The organism is Bordetella tumulicola, from assembly GCF_965138755.1.
Taxonomy (GTDB): Bacteria; Pseudomonadota; Gammaproteobacteria; order Burkholderiales; family Burkholderiaceae_B; genus Bordetella_A; species Bordetella_A tumulicola.
Genome location: NZ_CBCSFP010000029.1, coordinates 1 through 939 on the forward strand (window position 1 = coordinate 1; position 939 = coordinate 939).

The 939-nt window shown below is 62.5% G+C and carries 1 protein-coding gene and 1 pseudogene; both read right to left on the minus strand.

Annotated elements, in window-relative coordinates:
- A partial coding sequence (locus ACNAZS_RS26720; RefSeq protein WP_415793641.1) for an autotransporter domain-containing protein occupies positions 1 to 204 on the minus strand: 204 nt, incomplete at both ends.
- A 1-nt stretch (position 205) separates the two neighbouring features.
- Positions 206 to 798 (minus strand): annotated as a pseudogene (locus ACNAZS_RS26725) (autotransporter outer membrane beta-barrel domain-containing protein); the annotation flags it as partial.
- Between the last annotated feature and the right edge of the window lie 141 nt (positions 799 to 939).

The following is a 939-nucleotide window of genomic DNA, read 5'->3' on the forward strand; positions in this document are numbered from 1 at the left end:
CGGCGTATAACGCAGCCCGAAGGCCGCATAGGCCCGCAACGTGGTCTTGTCATCCAGGTCCATGCGCCGCCCGAACTCCACCATCGGCGACAAGGCCACCGTGGTCTTGTGGCTGCCACGCACGTCCAGCGCGTAAGGCGAATCGCCCGATTCCTGGAAGCCCTTCAGGTCGGTGTAGATCAGGTCCACATCGCCATACGGACGNACATACCAAGTGTCGTGCGCAAATTCATAACCCACCCGCAGGCGGGCGCCCGCCAGGAACGTATCCGAATCGCTGTCCAGCCTTTCGTTGACCCCGGGAATGCTCACCTGCCGATGGTTGTCGAACGAGCCGCTGGCCAACGCCAGCGAACCCGCCACCTGCCATGGACCCTTGATATGCTTGAGCGTGATCGAACCGTCGTAAATGTCGCCATCGCCGCTCGACCCGCCTCGGATATGCGCCCAACTTTGCCCAATGGCGGCCGAGCCGCCCAGATACCAATTCGGCGCGATCTGGTGTTGGACACCAACGCGGTAACTGGTGTTGGACACGTCATAACCGATCGTTTCGCCGGAACTATCCTGATCGCTCCAGCGTCCGCCTACCTGGCCCCATACGCAGTTACCCTCGCGCAACAAGGTGCTCTGGCCTTCAAACGCCGGGCAGCTCATCGACGATCCCAGGATCGTGCCGGCCGAGTTGACCAACGCGATGGATTGCGCATGCGTGGCGCGGCTGGACAAGGAATTCAGCATATCGCTGTAGCCGCTGCCGCTGGACGCACGCGACAGCGCTGCAAAGTGCTGCGCCATGCCCGGGTCGGCGTTGTTCCACGACCGGTCGAAGTACCCCGCCAGCGATTGCTGGCTTTGGTTCAGCGCCACACCGGCAGGTGTGAAATCCGCCGTCGGTGTGATCGACAGCGTATTGCCGCTGCGCTTGGTATCCCAGCG